16 protein-coding genes and 1 pseudogene are annotated in these 19,447 nt (G+C 43.8%); 8 read left to right on the plus strand and 9 right to left on the minus strand.

What is annotated here, in order from left to right; translation table 11 throughout:
* Nucleotides 1-252: 252 nt before the first annotated feature.
* Together ACIQ6T_RS02335 and ACIQ6T_RS02340 are read left to right on the plus strand one after the other, a co-directional pair.
* Nucleotides 253-633 (plus strand): hypothetical protein, encoded by a 381-nt coding sequence (locus ACIQ6T_RS02335; RefSeq protein WP_395783819.1) that lies wholly within the window; start codon nt 253-255, stop codon nt 631-633.
* The gene (locus ACIQ6T_RS02340; RefSeq protein ID WP_395783821.1) at nt 633-1,430 is read left to right on the plus strand and encodes an SDR family NAD(P)-dependent oxidoreductase; all 798 of its coding nucleotides are present in this window, start codon (nt 633-635) and stop codon (nt 1,428-1,430) included. The genes ACIQ6T_RS02335 and ACIQ6T_RS02340 overlap by 1 nt, the downstream gene beginning before the upstream one ends.
* Nucleotides 1,431-1,483: 53 nt before the next feature.
* Here ACIQ6T_RS02340 and glf read toward each other — a convergent pair whose 3' ends face one another.
* A complete protein-coding gene (gene glf, locus ACIQ6T_RS02345) occupies nt 1,484-2,587 on the minus strand; it encodes a UDP-galactopyranose mutase (RefSeq protein ID WP_395783823.1) in 1,104 nt (367 codons plus the stop codon).
* Nucleotides 2,588-2,731: 144 nt separating this feature from the next.
* The gene (locus ACIQ6T_RS02350; RefSeq protein WP_395783825.1) at nt 2,732-3,613 is read right to left on the minus strand and encodes a 1-acyl-sn-glycerol-3-phosphate acyltransferase; all 882 of its coding nucleotides are present in this window, start codon (nt 3,611-3,613) and stop codon (nt 2,732-2,734) included.
* 39 nt (nt 3,614-3,652) lie between these two features.
* On the opposite strand from ACIQ6T_RS02350, the gene ACIQ6T_RS02355 reads away from it, so the two are divergent.
* The 3 genes from ACIQ6T_RS02355 to ACIQ6T_RS02365 are packed head-to-tail and all read left to right on the plus strand — an operon-like array spanning nt 3,653 to nt 5,619.
* The gene (locus ACIQ6T_RS02355; protein ID WP_395783827.1) at nt 3,653-4,513 is read left to right on the plus strand and encodes a bile acid:sodium symporter family protein; all 861 of its coding nucleotides are present in this window, start codon (nt 3,653-3,655) and stop codon (nt 4,511-4,513) included.
* A 21-nt stretch (nt 4,514-4,534) separates the two neighbouring features.
* The gene (locus tag ACIQ6T_RS02360; protein ID WP_395783829.1) at nt 4,535-5,170 is read left to right on the plus strand and encodes a hypothetical protein; all 636 of its coding nucleotides are present in this window, start codon (nt 4,535-4,537) and stop codon (nt 5,168-5,170) included.
* Entirely contained in the window at nt 5,167-5,619 is a 453-nt protein-coding gene (locus tag ACIQ6T_RS02365) for a DUF1569 domain-containing protein (RefSeq protein ID WP_395783831.1), read from the plus strand. Before ACIQ6T_RS02360 ends, ACIQ6T_RS02365 begins: the two co-directional genes overlap by 4 nt.
* An 87-nt stretch (nt 5,620-5,706) precedes the next feature.
* Here the strand turns inward: ACIQ6T_RS02365 and ACIQ6T_RS02370 are convergent, their stop codons facing one another.
* From ACIQ6T_RS02370 to ACIQ6T_RS02385, 4 genes are all read right to left on the minus strand, one after another.
* On the minus strand, nt 5,707-6,594 hold the full coding sequence (locus ACIQ6T_RS02370; protein ID WP_395783833.1) for a dihydrodipicolinate synthase family protein: 888 nt from the start codon (nt 6,592-6,594) through the stop codon (nt 5,707-5,709).
* A complete protein-coding gene (locus ACIQ6T_RS02375; protein ID WP_395783835.1) occupies nt 6,591-8,090 on the minus strand; it encodes a sodium:solute symporter in 1,500 nt (499 codons plus the stop codon). The genes ACIQ6T_RS02370 and ACIQ6T_RS02375 overlap by 4 nt, the downstream gene beginning before the upstream one ends.
* Nucleotide 8,091: 1 nt before the next feature.
* A complete protein-coding gene (locus ACIQ6T_RS02380) occupies nt 8,092-9,087 on the minus strand; it encodes an exo-alpha-sialidase (protein WP_395783837.1) in 996 nt (331 codons plus the stop codon).
* Nucleotides 9,088-9,182: 95 nt separating this feature from the next.
* Nucleotides 9,183-9,743, minus strand: coding sequence for a pentapeptide repeat-containing protein (locus ACIQ6T_RS02385; RefSeq protein ID WP_395783839.1), 561 nt, complete (start codon nt 9,741-9,743; stop codon nt 9,183-9,185).
* Nucleotides 9,744-9,824: 81 nt separating this feature from the next.
* On the opposite strand from ACIQ6T_RS02385, the gene ACIQ6T_RS02390 reads away from it, so the two are divergent.
* Together ACIQ6T_RS02390 and ACIQ6T_RS02395 are read left to right on the plus strand one after the other, a co-directional pair.
* Nucleotides 9,825-10,661: a sugar phosphate isomerase/epimerase family protein gene (locus ACIQ6T_RS02390; RefSeq protein WP_395783841.1), complete on the plus strand. Its 837-nt coding sequence runs from the start codon at nt 9,825-9,827 to the stop codon at nt 10,659-10,661.
* A gap of 54 nt (nt 10,662-10,715) precedes the next feature.
* Complete coding sequence (locus ACIQ6T_RS02395) at nt 10,716-12,137, plus strand: glycoside hydrolase family 32 protein (RefSeq protein ID WP_395783843.1); 1,422 nt, start codon at nt 10,716-10,718, stop codon at nt 12,135-12,137.
* Nucleotides 12,138-12,169: 32 nt separating this feature from the next.
* On the opposite strand, the gene ACIQ6T_RS02400 is transcribed toward ACIQ6T_RS02395, so the two are convergent.
* The 3 genes from ACIQ6T_RS02400 to ACIQ6T_RS02410 form a co-directional block, all read right to left on the minus strand.
* On the minus strand, nt 12,170-13,471 hold the full coding sequence (locus ACIQ6T_RS02400; RefSeq protein ID WP_395783845.1) for an ectonucleotide pyrophosphatase/phosphodiesterase: 1,302 nt from the start codon (nt 13,469-13,471) through the stop codon (nt 12,170-12,172).
* Nucleotides 13,443-15,152, minus strand: a complete 1,710-nt coding sequence (locus ACIQ6T_RS02405) for a metallophosphoesterase (protein ID WP_395783847.1) — start codon at nt 15,150-15,152, stop codon at nt 13,443-13,445. Before ACIQ6T_RS02405 ends, ACIQ6T_RS02400 begins: the two co-directional genes overlap by 29 nt.
* Nucleotides 15,153-15,222: 70 nt before the next feature.
* A complete protein-coding gene (locus ACIQ6T_RS02410) occupies nt 15,223-17,001 on the minus strand; it encodes a hypothetical protein (RefSeq protein WP_395783849.1) in 1,779 nt (592 codons plus the stop codon).
* 288 nt (nt 17,002-17,289) lie between these two features.
* On the opposite strand from ACIQ6T_RS02410, the pseudogene ACIQ6T_RS02415 reads away from it, so the two are divergent.
* Nucleotides 17,290-19,447: pseudogene (locus ACIQ6T_RS02415) on the plus strand (hypothetical protein); the annotation flags it as partial.

Here is a 19,447-nt window from a genome sequence, read left to right on the forward strand (position 1 = left end):
AAGCGCAAAGGTACGCCCAATGTTTGGGAATATGGGCACTTGTTTTAAAGTGGAAGGATAAATTTGATTGGGTATTTTATCAGTTTTTTAGGTTAAAGGGATCTTTTTTCCCCTTAGCTTTGGCAAACCTGTCAGGTTTGCCAAAGCTCAAGCATGAAGTCCTTTTTGGCCAATTCATATTGTATCAAGATTAGACAATATTAATAATGTTTCTATATTTGCTTTTAGTATAAACCCTTAAATTTTAATGAAATGAAAAAGTTAATTGCATTAGTGTTTGTTTTAATGTCATTGTGTTCAGCTTCATCCTTTGCTAAGCTTCCGGATCCAACCGATTTTTTTGCTGGTAAATGGAAGATTTTAGTGATTGGGACTCCGAATGGGGATGCAACTTTTTCGACAGATTTGGTACGTAAAGATGGCGCGTTAACGGGTGTCTTAAAAGTTGTAGGTGATGCTGCAGCGGAGCCTGTTCAAATTGCGAAGGTTGAGGACGATAAGGACAAAGTGGTCATTTTCTTTACGATTCAAGGCTATGATGTGAACGTTGAATTGACGAAAGTTGATTCTGACAACTTGAAAGGCTCTTTGATGGGGATGTTTGAGGCGAAGGGGATGCGCGTGAAGGAATAATGCAAATCGCCGGGAAGGTATTTTTGCTCACAGGAGCAGGCAGTGGGATGGGGCGCGAAATGGCGCACCAGCTCATCGCCAAAGGGGCTAAAGTTGCTGCGATAGACATACACCTGCCTCAGTTGCTGGAGACAAAACAAATTTGCTCGGCGGATGAAACTAATTTTTTACTTCTCGAAGTGGACATCAGCAATCGTGCTGCTGTGCTTGCTTTACCCGATCAGGTGATTACTCATTTTGGGCATGTGGACGGAATTATTAATAATGCGGGGATTATTCAACTTTTTGTGCGGGTGAATGAGTTAAGTTTTGACGCGATTGAGCGCGTAATGAATGTTAACTTTTATGGCACTGTTGCCATGGTGAAGGCATTTTTACCACATTTATTACTTCGCCCTGAGGCGCATATCGTAAATATTTCTAGTATGGGAGGTTTTCTCCCCGTTCCCGGCCAAAGCATCTACGGTGCCTCCAAAGCCGCTATCAAGTTATTTTCTGAAGGTCTATATGCAGAACTGAAGGAGACAGCTGTTCGTGTAACGCTTGTGTTTCCCGGTGCGATTGCGACGAATATTACGGTTAATTCTGGGGTTGACGTTCCTTCTTCTCCGGGTTCATCAGCGATGGTGGCCTTGCCTGCAACGGATGCCGCACGGATTATTTTAGCGGGTATGGAAAATAATCAGTTTCATGTTTTTGTGGGGTCTGACTCGAAATTCATGGATATCTTATGCCGAATCGCCCCTGAATTTGCCACGAATTTCATTCGCAAAAAAATGAAGGCCTTGCTTGGGTAGGCTTTCCCCCTTACCTTTGCCAAACCTTGGAGGATTGGCAAAGGTAGTGAAAACTAAGGGGTAAAAGTCTCCACCATCGTTAATGCACGCTCGATGATTTGGTGCATATCGTAATACTTATATTCACCAAGTCTCCCACCGAAATACACCTGCGATTCTGCAGCGGCTAGTGCTTTATATTTACTAAATAACTCATTGTTTAGGGCATCATTCACTGGATAATACGGCTCCGTTTTTCCCGCTTGATACGGCTCTGGATATTCGTAACTAATCCAGGTTTTTTCAGTCTCATTAAACTCAAAATGTTTGTGTTCAATAATGCGCGTATATGGAACCTCGGCATCTGTATAATTCATAACCGCAACACCTTGGTGATTGGGATATTCCTTTTTGACATGGTCAAAACGCGTGGTCTTGTACTCTAATTCCCCGTGCTGATAGTCGAAATATGAATCAATCGGGCCTGTGTAAATGACTTTGTTTGCCAGTGTGTTAAATGCTTCCTTGTCCGCCAAATAATCCACATTCAAGCGCAACTCAATTCCATCTAGTAATTTCTCAAAGATCTGCGTATATCCACCTTCTGGAATTCCTTGGAAACGGTCGTTGAAATAGTTTGTGTCAAAGGTAAAACGAACAGGAAGACGTTTTATGATCTCTTTTGGCAACTCCTTCGGGTCTTTTATCCATTGTTTTGCCGTGTAGCCTTTGATCAATTTTTCGTAGATGTCTTTACCTACTAATTTGATGGCTTGTTCTTCTAAATTCTGTGGATCTACAATATCTTTTCCTTGTTCGGCGATGATTTTTTGGGCCTCTTCCGGCGTGTTTACTTGCCAAAGTTGGTTAAACGTCCACATGTTAAACGGTAAGGCAAATAATTCCCCTTTGTAATTCGCAATTGGCCGATTCGTGTAATGATTAAAAGTTGCGTATTGATTAATCCATTTCCAAACGCGCTCATTTGACGTGTGGAAAATGTGCGCACCATATACATGTAAGTGAATGTCGTCCCGTTTTTCGGTATAGCAATTACCGCCAATGTGTTCGCGCTTCTCGATGACCAAACATGAATATCCTTGATTCGTTAATTCGCGGGCACAAATACTGCCAAAAAATCCAGCGCCCACAATCAGGAAATCGTACTTTTTAGTCATGTTGTTCAATTATTCAATGTCAAAATTAGCTAAATTTCGTATTTCAACGAACCCATCTTTTCCTACCTTTGCCAATCCTCCAAGGTTTGGCAAAGGTAAGGGGGAATGTGCTCTATACGCAAACCTATTTCATGCGTTTATTGATTATTTTTTAACCACTCGCATCCCAGTCAAACGAAATCCCACAGGAAGTGCCAGCATCGTCACGACCATCGGGATGCCAAAAAGCCCATGAAAAAGAGCTGAAAGCGTAACCAAATATATTGGATACGTAACCAATAAAACCCCGAATAGCACCGAATCATAAAAAACGGTTCCCGCCGTACGACTCCACACATAATCACTGACCAAACGAAAAAAAGGCAGGTTTAGGTAGTAAAACAGCCCTTTTCGAAGGACCACTACCTCATCAGGCACGCGAACCAAACGAACCATTTGCTCACGTACCGCTGCATTAAAATCCAACCGATGCCGCGCATGATCAAAAACTGCTTCCTCCGAAAAAGATTCAATCGCTACGTTAATCACTTTTCCAAATGCCCTAAAATTCGAATATCCCAATCCCACCACATGCACCATGGGCTGAATGCCCGCGGCTTGAGCCGACTCCAATATACGGGTAGCCCCTTTTTTGAAGGGTTGGATTTCATGGGTTAATAAACAGATCCCTTCGATAAAAATCAACAGCCCATCTCCCCGACGAAGCACTTCGACCGATTCCTGAAACGTACCTTCATTTAAATGTAAATGCTCGCGGCCCTCACGAGCCCGATGAATCGGAATCATCCCGATCGACCGTAATAAAAATCCAAATAACGGTTTTCGAAACACATCCCCGCGAGCCAGAAAATGAAGCTTCCGCGGATAATATGCACCCAAAATTACAGCATCTAGAAACGAATCAGGATGATTAGCTACGATCAGCAGAGGTCCCCGCGCCGCCATCAACTCCGCACCTTCAATCCGAACCCGCGGACAGAAAATCCACAAAGCAAGACGCGCGACTAATTTTAGGATAGCAATCAAATTTTAACTTATTTTCCAGCAAGGTTCAAAATTTTCCGCATGCAAGCAAGTTTTCTATCCCTCGTCCTTTTACCCCTAGCCATTGCTATTATTATGGTTGGCCTAGGTCTGTCGCTCAAATTAGCCGATTTCAAGCGAATTTTTGTTTATCCCAAAGCGATGATCGTTGGCCTAATTACCCAAATGATCATCCTCCCCGCGTTCTGTTTTGGCATTGCGCTTATAACAAACCTTCCCCCAGAACTCGCCGTAGGTCTCATGCTGTTAGCCGCTGCACCGGGTGGGCCATCCGCGAATCTTTATAGCCACATGGCCAACGGCGACGTAGCCCTAAACGTCTCACTTACCGCACTCAACAGTCTTTTGTCCATCATTTCCATCGGGGTAATCGTCAATTTTTCGATGGACTATTTCATGCAAGCAGACACGTACGTACCTCTGCAATTCCAAAAATTACTTGAAGTTTTTATTCTCATCGTGACTCCTATTGCGATTGGAATGATCCTAAAATTCTATTTCCCAGCAAAGGCACTGCAAGCTGAAAAGTATGTAAAAATGGCCTCTGGGGCGTTTTTGGCACTACTTATCATCTTAGCTGGCCTGAAAGAAATCGACCACTTATGGGAAGATTTTGGGGTTGTAGGAGGAGCCGCGCTACTCTTTAACCTAGGCTGTCTTGGGATCGGCTACGGCCTCCCACTCCTTTTCAAACTCCCGCCAAAACAAGCCATCGCCATCTCCATGGAGGTGGGAATTCACAACGGTTCCCTCGCGATTTACATCGCACTCAGTATTTTGCACAACGGAATCATGACCATTCCCGCCGTCGTATACAGCCTTATCATGTTTATTACAGCTGCATTTTTTGCGTTTTGGTCGCAAAAGAGAATTGCTAATTAACCTTTTTGTATGTTTGTTGCCATGAAAAATTTCCTATTCCTATTTGCTTGCACCTGCTTCCTATTCCCTGCTTTAGGCCAAAAAGCTCCACTGCCCGTTGAAGTGATGGCTGGTAATAATCGCGCCAACCTGCTCATTATCATCAATCGGCCTATCGATGCAGCCGGGAAATTCAATTTTTTTAATGTGACGGTGGGGGCGGCCGACTATCAAAATACACCGTCCGAAACGGAGATGGTTATAAATAATTCAATCACTTACGGTCTCGGAAAAGGGTTTTCTGCCGCATCAGGCTTACAATGGCATTATAAATTAGGGTTTGTGCCAACCATCGGCTTTCAGTTTCTGAAGGCCAGCCCAGATTACCTAATCGTGATTTTCCCTACGTATAATTTTAAACCTGGACCAGCCCTAGAAACAGTGGCGCTCGTAGAATATAAACCAAAATTATCTAATAAATTACGGTTGTATACGCGTATGCAAGGTTTATTCGTACAAGATATTAAAAATGATGTCCATGCGCGAAGCGGAACAAGCCTCCGAGCAGGCCTTACGTTTGATAAATATACGGTTGGCCTAGGCTCTAACTTCGATGCTTATGGCCCACTAAAATCTGAAAAATCAAATCACGGTTTATTTCTTCAAATGCGCTTATGATCCAAAAACTTGCCCAACAATTAGCTGAAATGGAATCCATGATTCCAATGGCAGAAACCCAAAATTCGGACATTTCTAATGCGTCTGTTGGCTGGCACCTCGCTCATGCTATTTTAGTTTTCAATCAAGTCATTTCAGCAGTTGCGAAATCTGACCCGGTAAATTATAAGCCAAGATTTTCTTGGACCAAATTCATTATTTTCCTCACTAAACATATTCCTCGCGGAAAAGCAAAAGCTCCTAAGGCAGTCGAACCTACGCTAGATATGGATTTGAAAGAAGCGCTTGAACGTGCTAGTTTGGCCATCATTAATCTCATGAGCGTAGCGCCAAATCAGTTTTTCCCACACCCATATTTTGGTGATTTAAATCGTGACAAAACCATCCAGTTTCTATGGATTCATACTGAACATCACCTGAAAATCGTTCGAGACCTACTGAAAAAATAAAAACGCTATCCGAATTTCAGACAGCGTTTTTTGAACTATACTTCATCAACAAACTAAATAACACTTTAAAGTAAAAATAAAAGTCTATCAATCCAATAGATTTTTGCGTTCTTCAATTAATTTATCGAGTGATGAGCAAATTTCTGGGGTCAATTCACCCACTAAACGTCGGGTCTCCAGCCCGATTGGAAATCCCATTTTCGCCAATACATATTTCGCACTTGTAGGATACACATCATGCATCAGCTGCATATGTTTACACATAAATTTTTGAATGTGATCACCCTGCTCAGGTGTCCGGCACAATTCAACAATGAGATCTGGGAAATAGTTGCCCTGAATGCAAGATAGCCCCATTGAGCCTGCCTGTAACGAGGCTATCGCATGTTCAATATACGCGTCATATACCCCAAAAACATGCCCTTTCCCTGCATTAATTTTCGCTTGAACATCGGTGAGTGAAAGCGACGTATCCTTGTGATAGCATAGTCGGCCGGTCAACAATAAATCCTCCAAAACCGGTAAACTTATCAAACGTTTATAGGGAACAGGACATTCATACATACCAAACGGAATGCCTGGAGTTAAGTCTAACCAGGCATGGACGCGCGCCAAAAATTCCGTATCTGACTCCTCAGCAGACACAAATTGATTATTTAAAATGATCACCGCATCAACCCCAAGCGCATATACTTGCTTTGAAAAATTAGCCATTTCCTCGATACTGCCGCCTAAAGTTCCCGTCGCGACAACGGGTACACGGCCTGCCACTTGCTTGACAACAGTGTCGATCACCAACAAGCGTTCTGCTGAACTTAATTCATACATCTCACTCGATAAGCAATTTGCAAAAAGCCCCACCGCGCCTTGCTCAAGGTAAAATTCAGTTAATAGGCGTAATCCAGGCACATCTACCGCCATCTCAGGGGTAAATGGCGTTAACATTACGGGTATAAATCCATTCGGTATTCTCATCTTTTTTTCATGAAAAATTGTGCAAAAAGTCCCAGTCCTACAATCGTTAATGTCCCTACAACTACAGTTAATTTGGCATCGAGCGGACTTTGGTAGTTGGCAGGCAACAAATCCTTAAACGACATCCAAGCGATCACGATAACACCGCCGATCGCCGCGATTTTTGCCGCCATGTTCGATACATGTTTCGCTAAAAAACCAAGTAAAAATATACCCAACATGCCTCCTGCGAATATGCCCGATAGTTTCCACCAAACATCTAACAGGCTTTTTACTCCGATCATGCAAATACCAAATACAATCCCTAAACAGCCCATGACCACCGTGGAAATAAGTAATACACGCAATTGTTTTTGTGGCGCTAAATCGGGCTGTACATACCGTAAGTAAATGTCTTTCAAAAACACCGTAGCCGAACTATTCATGCCTGAGCTCATCGTGCTCATTCCTGCAGATAAAAGCGCAGCTAGCAATAGGCCAAGCAGACCTTTGGGAATTTGCGTTTTCATGAAAAATGGCAATACCCGATCCGCATAATCAGTGGCCTTCAACGCCTCTACGCCCATGTTTCTTTCCAAAGCTACCTGCTTTTTTAACTCTAAAATAAGGGTTGGATTTAAGTCATAATAGGCATAAAGGGCCGTTCCTATAAAGAAAAATAAAAAGGAAACAGGTAAGTAATAAAGTACGCAAAGCCAAATACTTTTGGCGGCATCCTGTGTATTTTTTGCCGTATGGTACCGTTGAATGTAGTTTTGGTCAATCCCAAAATTGGTTAAATTAATAAAAAACCCATAACTCAAAATGACCCAAAATGAACTTGTAGTCAAGTCTGGGGAAAAGCTACCTAAACTAAATTTGGCATCACGCTGCCCAATCGCCAGTACATCAGAAAAGCCGATTTGACTCGTAATGATGACTAGAATCAAAAGCGCACCCAATGTTTTTAAAATAGCCTGAATTACTTCTGTCCAAATGACAGCCTCCATTCCCCCCAATACCGTGTAACAGATGATCACAAAGCCAGAAACAAGAATTATACCCTCCATTTGGATGCCCGTCAACGCATTAATTGTAAGCGCTAATCCGTAAAAAATAGTCCCCATTCGGGCCAATTGGGTCATAATAAAACAAACCATGGCATACGTACGTGCCCAAGCCCCAAAGCGCTCTTCCAAGTGTGAATAGGCGCTAATCGCTTCCCCATTTCGGTAAAAAGGAACGAAAAGTTTAGTGGCCACAAGTGCCGCAAAAGGAATAGAAAGGCTAAAAACGAAGGGATTCCAATTGCTTCCAAATGACTTACCTGGATCCCCCAAGAAGGTAATCGCACTCAAAAATGTGGCATAAAAGCTTAATCCAAGCGCCCAGCCCGGAATTTTCCCAGATGCCGTCGTAAATTGTTCCGAACTTTTATTTTTCCGAGAGAAATAAACCCCCACCCCAATCATGCTGAGGAGGTAAATTCCGATAATGGCTAGGTCCAGATTTGACATATTAAAGGGTCATGATAACGTGTTTGATTTTCTTCCGCTTCCATGTATATGTAATGTGAACTTTTCCATCTGAAGCTTGGATAACGGCTGGGTAGGAGAATTCGCCACCCGGCTCATTTTCTAAAATAGCAACGTCATTCCAAGTTTGGCCATCGGAGGAAATGGCTACGTTTAATGGGCTACGCCCCTTTTTTGTCTTGTTGTAAATAATGATGTGCCTGCCATCCCGCAGTGTCATGGCATCAGTACCCGAGTTTGGATTGAGCATGGTGGTGGGCGTTAAAGCAGACCAACTTTTACCATTGTCATCTGAAGTGGATTGGAGGACGAAGCCGTTTTTGGACCGACAAACCTGTTGGAGTTTCCCATTTGGTAATTTCAGAATACTTGGCTGGATTGCGGATGTCGTCACCCCATCATTCAAAGCGTCCGTACGCGACCATGTTTTCCCCCCGTCTTTCGTAAACTCCATGTGCAGTCGCCAGCCATGATCTTCCGAACTCGAAGGACACAGTAAGGTGCCATCTGCCATTAATTCGGGCTTATTTTTAATAGGTCCGTAGATGTCTTTTGGTAGTCGCTCCGCGGCCGACCAGCTTTTTCCGCCATCGGTGGAACGCTTTAACATACCCCACCATGTGTCCGGAGCAGGTCCTTCTTTGTAAAATAAGATCAGTTCTTTGCCAGGCATTTGGAACAAAACAGGGTTCCACGTTGGATAGCGTTTGCCAGTATCTTGGACACCATTGGCAACTTCTACCGGCGTAGTCCAGGACCCGTTGCGGAAAAAGCTAAACCAAATGCCCACATCCGGATGTTTTTCATGGGTTCCCCCAAACCAAGCAGCGGCAATTCCCGCTGGCGTTTCCACCAAAGTAGACGCATGACACGAAGGAAACGGGGCGCTTTCGTAAATAAATGCAGATTGTTCAATCTGCTGAGCTTGCACGCATGGCGCAATCATGCCTAAAAGGCAGAATAAGATTAGTTTTTTCATAGGTTTAGGACGCCAACGGTCTTTTGAATCGGTTGAGGTTTGACAAAGCTAAATGGAAAAAAACAAATTCAAATACCTCGAACTAAAAATATCAATTAGGAAATCTCAATCCCGATGTCACTTAGCAAACCTGCCAAACCATCCTGTGAAAATTTGGCTTTTTTCAATCGATTCAATGCCGGGGAAATGGTATAATTAACCGCCGAACGGAAGTCGGCCTTCTCCAATACCGTCCGATCAAACAAAGCCCCAGCCAAATCACATGCGTCAAATTTCGCCTCTGAAAAATCGGCTTCGGTAAAGTCAACTTCATGGAGTACACAATTTTGAAAGCTTGTTTTTTTACTTTTTGTTTGATAAAAAGAGGATAAATTTAAGACACATTGCGTGAATTGGTATTCCAATAAAAACCGGTTGCAAGCCTCAAAATGAAGCCCTTGCATTTTACATCCCTCGAATACCACCTGCTGTAACGATGCACCGCCTAACTTAACCAGTGATAGATTACAGTCCTCAAACCGACAATCCACAAACTGAAAATTCTTTAAATCAGCACCCTCAAGATTGCACGAACGAAAGGTGCAATGTTCATATTCCGCATAGGCAAGGGAAGTGCATTTTTCGAAAATCTGGTCGGCGACGTACGGTTTTTCCATCCGACAAAAATACTAAAATTCAGGGGAGGCCTTGGTTTGATTCTCAAAAAAAACACGCATTTTTACAAAAAACCAACGACTATGAAAATCAAAATGCTACTCTTGGCCCTTGTGGTCAGCTTGCCCACATTGGCACAAAAATTATACACCTATCCAATGGGCGTTCAGGCCTATACTTTCCGGAAACATTTTCCTAATGGAACAGAGAAAACATTGGACATCATTAAAAACATGGGAATTACGGAGCTGGAAGGTGGCGCGCCTAAAGGGTATACCCCAGAACAATTCAAGCAATTATGTACGGATCGTGGCATCAGTATTCCATCTACGGGAGTGGATTTCAATGAACTTGCGAATCCACAAGCAGCGGTAGAACGCGCCAAAATCCTTGGCTCAAAATTTGTTATGTGTGCGTGGATTCCGCACAAAGGCACCGACTTCACCTTGGAAGACGCGCAAAAAGCGGTGGCACTTTTCAATTCGGCCGGAAAGGTTTTTAAGGAAAATGGCATCACGTTTTGTTACCACGATCATGGCTATGAGTTTCATGCTTATGAGGACGGAACCTTAATGGATTACATTATCAAAAACACGAATCCGGAGTATGTTTCCTTTGAAATGGATGTGCTTTGGACGATGCATGGCGGTGGCGCGGATATGCCGGTGAAATTATTGAAGAAATATCCAAACCGTTGGAAACTAATGCACGTAAAAGATTTGCGCAAAGGCGTGATGGGGAATTTGACTGGTGGTACGCCTGCAGAAAATGATGTTCCGGTGGGAACGGGTCAGGGTAATTGGAAAGCTATTATCAAATTGGCCAAGAAAAATGGCATCGAGCATTGCTTCATTGAAGATGAAAGTGACAAAGAATTGGAATATGTTCCTTTGAGCATTCAGTACTTGAAAAGCTTGTAATAATTTCTTTACTTTTGTTGGGTGGTCTCATTGTACATGGGCCACCCTTTTTTTATGAAAAAAATAGTCCTTTTTTGCCTTTTGGCATTGCCTGTTTTTGCTCAGGAACAACACCGTCCGCGCCTCCATTTTACCCCGCCGAGTATGTGGATGAATGATCCGAATGGTTTGTTTTACGAAAATGGGACCTATCATTTGTATTATCAACATTATCCGAAAAGCACGGTTTGGGGACCGATGCATTGGGGGCATGCGACCAGTTCGGATTTGTTGCGTTGGAAACACCAACCAATCGCTTTGTATCCCGATTCGCTTGGATTGATTTTTTCGGGTTCGGTTGTGGTTGATCGCCAAAATACGGCTGGTTTTGGGGAAAATGCCCTTGTTGCCATTTTCACATCGCACAATATGGAATGGGAAAAAGCGGGACGTATTGATCGCGAAAATCAAAGCATTGCATTTAGTAACGATCATGGATATACGTGGACTAAATATGCCGGAAATCCTGTTTTGAAAAATCCGGGTATTGCAGATTTTCGAGATCCGAATGTCTCATGGTATGCCCCAGGAAATAAGTGGATTATGGCTTTGGCTACGCAGGACCGTGAGACATTTTATTCATCGAAGGACTTGAAAACCTGGACGCGGGAAAGTGATTTTGGCGCTGGCATTGGTGCGCATGGCGGAGTTTGGGAGTGTCCGGATTTATTTTCGATGGAGGTAGACGGTAAGGAAAAATGGGTGTTATTGGTCAGTATTAATCCAGGGGCACCTAATGGCGGATCGGGTACGCAGTATTTTGTAGGAGATTTTGATGGGCATCAGTTTGTGCCACAGGATGCGGAAACGCGCTGGATTGATTATGGTCGGGATAATTATGCGGGCGTAACTTTCCATGAAACAGGGAAACGGAGGGTCTTTTTAGGCTGGATGTCAAACTGGGATTATGCGACGGTTGTGCCTACGAAATCATGGCGCAGTGCGAATACGTTACCACGCGATTTGGCATTAAAAAATGTTAGTGGAAAATATTTTATTAGCTCGACGCCCATCGATTTGCCGGTGGAGTCTGCGAAAAAGTTGGCCTCTGGCAAATCAATGAAATCTTCTTCCGCCTTGTTGCGGATTTCCGCAAAGGGGCAAGCTGTTCAGGATTTTTCCATTGTTTTAGCAAATGCCAAAGGCGAGCAGGTGACCATGGGATACGAAAAATCAACTAATCGTTATTTTGTGGACCGTCGGCAGTCAGGAGATTTTTCATTTAGCTCGAAGTTTTCAAGTCGGGACTATGCCCCTCGAATAAGCCAATCTGCTACCATCGATTTCCAAGTAATTACCGATGTGGCGTCTGCGGAAATGTTTGCGGATGGCGGGCTAACTGCCATGACCACGATTTATTTCCCTTCGGAAGAGTATAAGGTTATTTCGGCTAAGGGAATTTCGGTTGATGTAGAGGTTGTTAAGCCAATTTTATAGCCACTTTTTTATCAGTTTTTTGCCTCTAAAAATCACTTTCCCCCCCTACCTTTGCCAAACCTTGGAGGATTGGCAAAGGTAAGTAAAACCGTTTTCCAAGTATCTATACGTCCATCGATCGTAGAAGGGTCATACGTAAGCCCTAGCATACTCGCGACAAGCGGATAAATATCGACATTTTCAAATGCAGGAATACGCTTCCCCACTTTGAGCGCAGGGCCCCACGCTTGGAAACTCGCCTGCATTTCCGGCAAACGTGTATCAAACCCATGTTTCCCCTGGTTAGTTGGGTAGCGACTTAAGTTGAAAACCCGCGGAAGCTTAGGCACGAGCAGGATGGCGCCTAAGCGATTGAAGCGATCATCGGTATCCCGGTAATGCCAATGAGCCGGCGTTTCCGACATTAAATACGTATCAAAATTAGGATTTTTTTTTAATGCCTGATAAGTGGATGCGATGCGCGAAGGGTCTTTGGCATGGACCTGCAAAAGCGCATCCCCTGAAGGAACGCGAAAGGCCGCTGTATCTATTTCTGCCGGAAGGCCCATGGTATTTTGATTGTCGACCGTCACCATCCCATGATCCGAAACAAACACATAATTAATCGGTAATTTCAAAGGATCCAAAGCCGCTTGCAAATCGCGAATCGCCTGATCCACAAATTGCACCGATTTCTTCACCCGCGGATCCTCCGGCCCAAATTCATGGGCATCATGATCCACCTCTGGAAAATAAAAGGTAATGAAGTGCGGCCGTTTTTCAGCGGGGAGGCTTAGCCAGTCTTTCACCGACTGGATACGTTGCGCGATGGGTGTCACCTCATTGTAGACATAATAATAGCTAGGCCGCACGCCTTGGATGTCCGCTTCCGAGGCTACCCAAAAATTACTCGCGGCGAGCATGCCTTGTTTTTCCGCCAAAACCCACAGCGGTGTCCCGCCATACCATTTCCCCTCACTCACCATTTTCTTATTCCCCATACTATATTCTTGCCGTGACGCCGGGTCATAATACCGATTATTCACAAGCCCATGATGCGCCGGATATAATCCCGTCACAATGGTATAGTGATTGGGAAATGTCAAAGTTGGGTACGATGGAATCATCGATGGGGCAGAAACCCCCAAAGACCGCTTGGATTTCAAATATCCGGCGTCATATTTATCCGCAAAATCCGACCGAAACCCATCTGCGGAAATTAAAATCACATAGGGTTTTGCAATTTGATCCGTGGAATTTACCCGGCCAGGAACCCGATGTTGCGTAGTGTCTTGAGCGAATAATTGAAGGGAGAAAAGAAGAAGACTAGCGAGCCAACTTAATGATTTTGTCATGACCGTTAATATGAAGTTGAAGTATGTAACGACCGGTCGGTAATTCACTTAAATTAACTTGGCTTAATTTTCCAGGAGATTGAATTTCACGAAGCAAACGACCGTTGAAATCATAGATTTTTAGGTATTCAAACGCATCATCTGGCAGTTCATTGATTCCAAGCGGAGGCATCACATTTACCTGATAATTCGTTTGCAAGCAGTTCTGCGGGTCTTTAACCGTGAATTTTTGGGTCTCAATCGGGTTCTTCTGGATGACCCGCGTTTTATCCCCTGTATTCCAAACATATTCTCCCTGCCATGGGGCAGTTAAGTTCACCAAACCTTGGTAATTCACCGTAACCGCCGCGGGATCGGTCACGGTTAAATCTTTGAAAATGGTAAATTGATCCGTAATGGTACCATTTTCCGTCAGGAATTTGGCATCAAGCCGACTGCCTTCAATGTCAAAAATCATGGATCCCCCGATTCCCGCTTGACTCGTCTCCATCACTGGATGCGGTGCATTGGGGCGCATGGCCCCCGTCGCCCCGCCCACACCATTTACGACGTAAATCACCCCATTGGATGCCAGGTTCGTTGTGAACATGTAGGGACATGAGTTAGTTGTAGCGTTATATTTCCCGGAGCTGGTCTGGGTAAAGTGGATTGCTGGATTAAAATCAGCCACTAAGCCAGTATATCCTTTTAACGGTTTTGATCGCTCATACACGTGGCTATGGCCAGATAAGACGACGTCCACGCCATATTTTTCTAACACAGGAGTAACAACTAGGCGCGGTTGTTTTAAGTTTTCCCATACATCTGAATCATAGGTACCTCGCGTATAAGGCGCATGATGGAAATAGACAATTTTCCAGCGCTGCTTAGTATTTTCTAAGTCTTTGATTAGCCAAGCCATTTGTTCAGAACCTGGATCAGTCAATAGTTTTCCATCTCGGCCACGGGCAAAGGAGTCTAGGCTTATAAAATGGACATTGCCATAATCAAAGGAATAGTAAGCTTCTGATCCGGAAGGGGCACCTCCTAATTCCCCTTTTGTGGGCAGATTAAAAATTTGATAATAGCCCATATCGGGATTGTCTTGTACTCGGGGAAAGCTACCGTAGTCATGATTGCCTAAGCCCATGAAAAGGGCACTTTGGCGCAAGAATGTTCCTTTTTGATAGACATCAAAGAAGTCCAGTTGATAGCCTTCATCTGTCCCACCCTTGTAGGAGTTGTCCCCCACCGTCATTAAGAAATTAGCATAGTTGGTACCATTATATTTTAAAAAAGCCTCATAAACGCGTTCTTGGGCAAGGCCAGCATACATATCCCCTAAGGACCAAAAACGAAATTTTTCGGACGAACCTACGGCTGGGGCGGTTTTAAAGAAATAAGTAGAATCTCCTAACGTGTTTGTACCGGTTTTAACTTTATAATAATAAGTTTTGCTAGCTGTGAGTGAGTCGATCAGAATGGTATGTTCTGTACTTGCTGGACCTGTCTTTTTTGTTCGTGTGAACGTTTTGGCATCCGTACCGATGCCTACTTCCGCGTTTACAGGGGAGTCAGTTCGAAAGCGAATCGTCATCGTGGTTGGCCCTGCCATCTGTAAATAGGGCCCTCGAATGACTTTTTGGCCCCAGGCGTGTGAGGTTAAAGTCAACAACAAGCAAACGATGATACTATGTTTCATTTTAGAGTTTGTCAGAAGTAGTGTAAAAGTACTGACTAAAGCCGTAGCTTGGACAACTCATTAAATAATTTTATAAAGTGGCTTGCGGAATGATCAGTTGGGCCACTTTTTCCTCCCATCGACTCAATTCCTGACGCATATTGCCGATTTTAGAATTTTTGATTTGTTGGTAATAAGCGATGCCTGCCAATAAATTTTGTTGGAATGTCTTCAAATATCGCTCTTGTTTCGTGTTGATTTGGTTGATGCTTTTTTCTACTTCCTTTTTCAAGTAATCCACATATAGGCTCAATTCTTTCACAAATAAGTTCGGGCGATCCGTCGTATTGAGGATGTTGATCCGGCCGTAAATGTGGTCCACCATTTCCTTGAGGGAATAGGTTCCGCTAAAATATGCCAAATTTGGCCCAGGGCAAATCGCAATCGAATTCAAGTGATGCTTCGGTTTCACCTGATGAATCTGCAAAGCCGATGTGCCTAATCCGGTACATAAGCACACTTTTTCGGTGATCGATTCATACTGCTTTTGGTATTCGACTGCCGACAAACCGAGTGCATCGATCTGCTTCAATTTGGCTTGTTGGTACTGCCGCGACGCCGTACATATCGGCTTTTCGGTAAACTCAGTATTGGTGGCTAGGTATTTTAAATTACACGGACTCCCCGGTTTTCCTTTTTCAATGCGCTGAAGGCGTTGTTTTTCGGAGCTACTTTTCCGGAAGTTGTTGAACGGAATTCCCAGTGGCGACGCATGGCTCAAGTAATAATCGGCTGGTTCTGCGGTCGCAAGGGCATTGAGTGTTTCTGCGTCTACATTGGTGGCTTCGGGAACGAGTAGGAAAGGGCTGCCCCAACCGGTACTTTGGGTGGCATAATGTTCGAGTAGAAATTCATTTTCGTCACTCGTTCCGATACCCCCTTGCACGGTGATGCGCATGTCTGGCATGTGCATGAAACTAGGAATAGCGCGTTCTAATAAAGATTTTTGGCAAATTTCGAATAATTCGAATTGTAGCGCTACACGGTTCATTTTAAATTCTTCTAATATTGGGCCGAGTAAAAGTCCATCGGTGGCGAAGGCGTGTCCGCCACAATTTAGTCCAGATTCGATGCGGAATTCAGACACCCAAATACCCTTTTTGGCCAATATCTTGCCTTGCGTCACTGCGCTGCGGTAGTCGCTGACTTTGAGTATGACTTGTTTTTTAATCAACCCATGTGCGTTCGGGTAAAAATCCGGGAAGTTTTCGAGGTAGCCATAGAGCATGGGATTGTAGCCGGCGGAGAAGATGATGGATGATTTCAGGTTGCTTTGGGCATACCCGCGCAAGGCGGAAAGGGCGTCTGCATATTCTTTGTCGAGTGCTTCGCCATTTTTATCGTATCGGATTCGATTCAACTTAGCCATGATGTTGACATCTATCGATCCCGCCTCAATTCCGGCACGCAATTTAGCTTCTAACGTGTCTTCTTGCGTTAATTGCCACTGTTGGTACGTGTTTTTTAGCGGAGAGGATTCGGGCAAAAGCTCGAAATAGCGTTCAATATCCGAGCCTGGCATAAATGCTTGCGCCCGAATCACTTCTAGTTTTTGGTACACTAAATCTTGTACCAAATTCAGGTAAGCCGTTATGCGTTGTGCCCGGGAATCAGGGGCATGGGTATCAATGGGTTCAAAAGGGATCTCATTTTCGCGGCAATGGATTTCGCGCATTTCCTCGATGAGTTGATCGTCTACAATTGATATCACAGAAGAGATGCCAAAATGCCCCACTTTGACCGGTGTGTCGATGGTAAAACCAAGTCCCATGACGGGTATATGAAATGAGTGTGTTTTCGCTGCTTGCATGTACTCAGATAAGTTCGGTGTGAATGAGGTGCAAAGGTCGGGGCATGGCTTGAAAAAAAATATGATAATGGTCAGGATGTCATTAGACGTCAGACTTTAGACGCTGGACGTTAGAATTAGATTTAGTAGAGACGCGATACTTGAGGTGCGCGTCTTTTTTATTATGTTTCATTAATGTAAAATATTGCATATTAAGTGGTTAGGGCATAGCTAATTCATAAATTAATTAGGAATATAAGTTGGCAGTCCATATTTTCGTTCAACATATCAGTTCTAAAATAATTTTTTATGCAAGCATTTATATTAGTCAAAGGCTTCTTTGAGGCTAGTTCGCGTGTAGCTACTCAAGCACATATTCGAAAATTAAGTTGGTTTTTTTGTTTCCTACTTAGCATTCAATTGTCATATGGTCAGAGAGACGCTATAAGATCTCGTATACGGACGTTGCCATTAAGCCAACAGGGGATATCGGCAGCAAAATCTAAATCAGTAAATCAATTAAATTTTGCCAATCGATTAATTTCGGGCCGTACCGCAAATATTGTTACTCCTACGATTACAATATCTACAGATAATACCCGTGTAGCGGAAGGGCAAACATCTACAATTACGGCTGCGTTATCTGTAGCTTCAGGAGTTGAAACAATAATCAATTTTGCACCAACAGGAACAGCTCGTATTAATAGTGATCACCAATTTAGTTTGCTGGGATTTAATGCTAATGCAATAACTGTTGCTGGTACTGGTACTCCCGGGTCTTCATTAAGTCAGTTAAATGAACCTTCAGGTTTGACAATTGATGAGTTAGGAAATTTATATGTTTATGATTATTTAAATGCTCGGATACTCAAATTTACACCAGGTTCTACAGTCGGAGAAGTCGTTGCTGGAGGAAATGGCTCAGGAAGCCAATCAAATCAATTCGGGGGTATTTCTACTAGTTATTATGGAGGAATCGCCTTAGACGCCGCTAGAAATTTATTTATTGTGGATCGAGGTAATCATCGTGTACAAAAATGGGAACCAGGAGCAACATCTGGAACGACAGTTGCAGGAGGCAATGGCCTGGGATCTGCAGCCAATCAACTAAATTTTCCTACGGGTGTAGACGTTGACGCAAATGGGAATATCTACATAGCGGATGCATATAACGATCGAATCCAAAAATGGTCTCCGGGAGCTACTTCTGGGGTTACGGTTGCTGGAGGAAATGGATTCGGCAATAGAGCAGATCAGTTAGACAGTCCGTATGGTATTGTTGTAGATAATTATGGAAATATGTATATCTCTGATGAGATAAATAGACGAATTCAAAAGTGGACAGTTGGAGCATCTTTTGGAACGACGGTAGCTGGAGGAAACGGTGTTGGCTCTGCGGCAAATCAATTTAGCGAAAGTATTGGTAGGCTTTTCGTTGACGATGAAGGGAATATATCTATAGCTGATTATGGTAACCATAGGGTACAATATTGGGCATCTGGTGCTACCACTGGTAAAACGATAGCAGGTGGTAATGGGCAAGGTGTAAATTCTAACCAATTCAATTTTGTTGAAGATGTAGTTTTTGATTCTTATGGGAATCTTTATGCATCTGACTTAGATAACCATCGTATTCAAAAATTCACCACCGGCCCCCAAATCATCATCCCAGCCGGTCAATTGACTGGAACGGTCACTGTTTCCGCCTTAGCAGATAATGTAACTGAAGGCGATGAAACGGTTATTTTAACCCCATCGGCCATTGGCGGAACCTTAGCTTCAAATGCGGCACTAAACATTACGATTTCGGATGACACCGACGGTGACGGCGTCCCAGATTCTCAAGAGCTGATCGACAACACGAATCAGTTCGAACCTTGCGATTATAAACCAGCTTCTCAGGTGCGTGCGAATGTCAGCGCTGCCTGGCTTGCTGCGGACTGCGACGGCGACGGCGCACCGAATAGCGTAGATACAAACCCACTCAACTATGCAGTGGGCTCTTATCCTGGCGTGATCCCTGCCATTGGCACTAGGGCGTACACGAATTTCTTTGCGTTAGCGGATAATGATAACGACGGCATCCCGAACTCAATGGAATGCTTCGGCACCTCAGCCAAGTGTGCGGATTTTGATGGGGATGGAATACCGAATTACCTTGATACAGACTCAGACGGCGATGGATTACTCGATTCAACGGAGCGTAATATAGATTCGGATGGAGATGGTGATGCCAACTACCTAGATTTGGATACAGATAATGATGGTATTCTAGATAGAATCGAATTACTATATGATACGGATAACGATGGCATACCAAACCTGCGCGATCTAGACTCAGATGGAGACGGTATTGTAGATAGTGCCGAAGGGAATTCTAAATTCCGCGCAGCAACGGACGTGAATTCAGATGGAATCGTGGATTGTGCGAATATCGATATGAATGGAAATGGGTTGGGAGATTGCG

Origin of the sequence: Aquirufa sp. (genome assembly GCF_044377215.1) — a bacterium.
GTDB lineage: Bacteria > Bacteroidota > Bacteroidia > Cytophagales > Spirosomataceae > Aquirufa.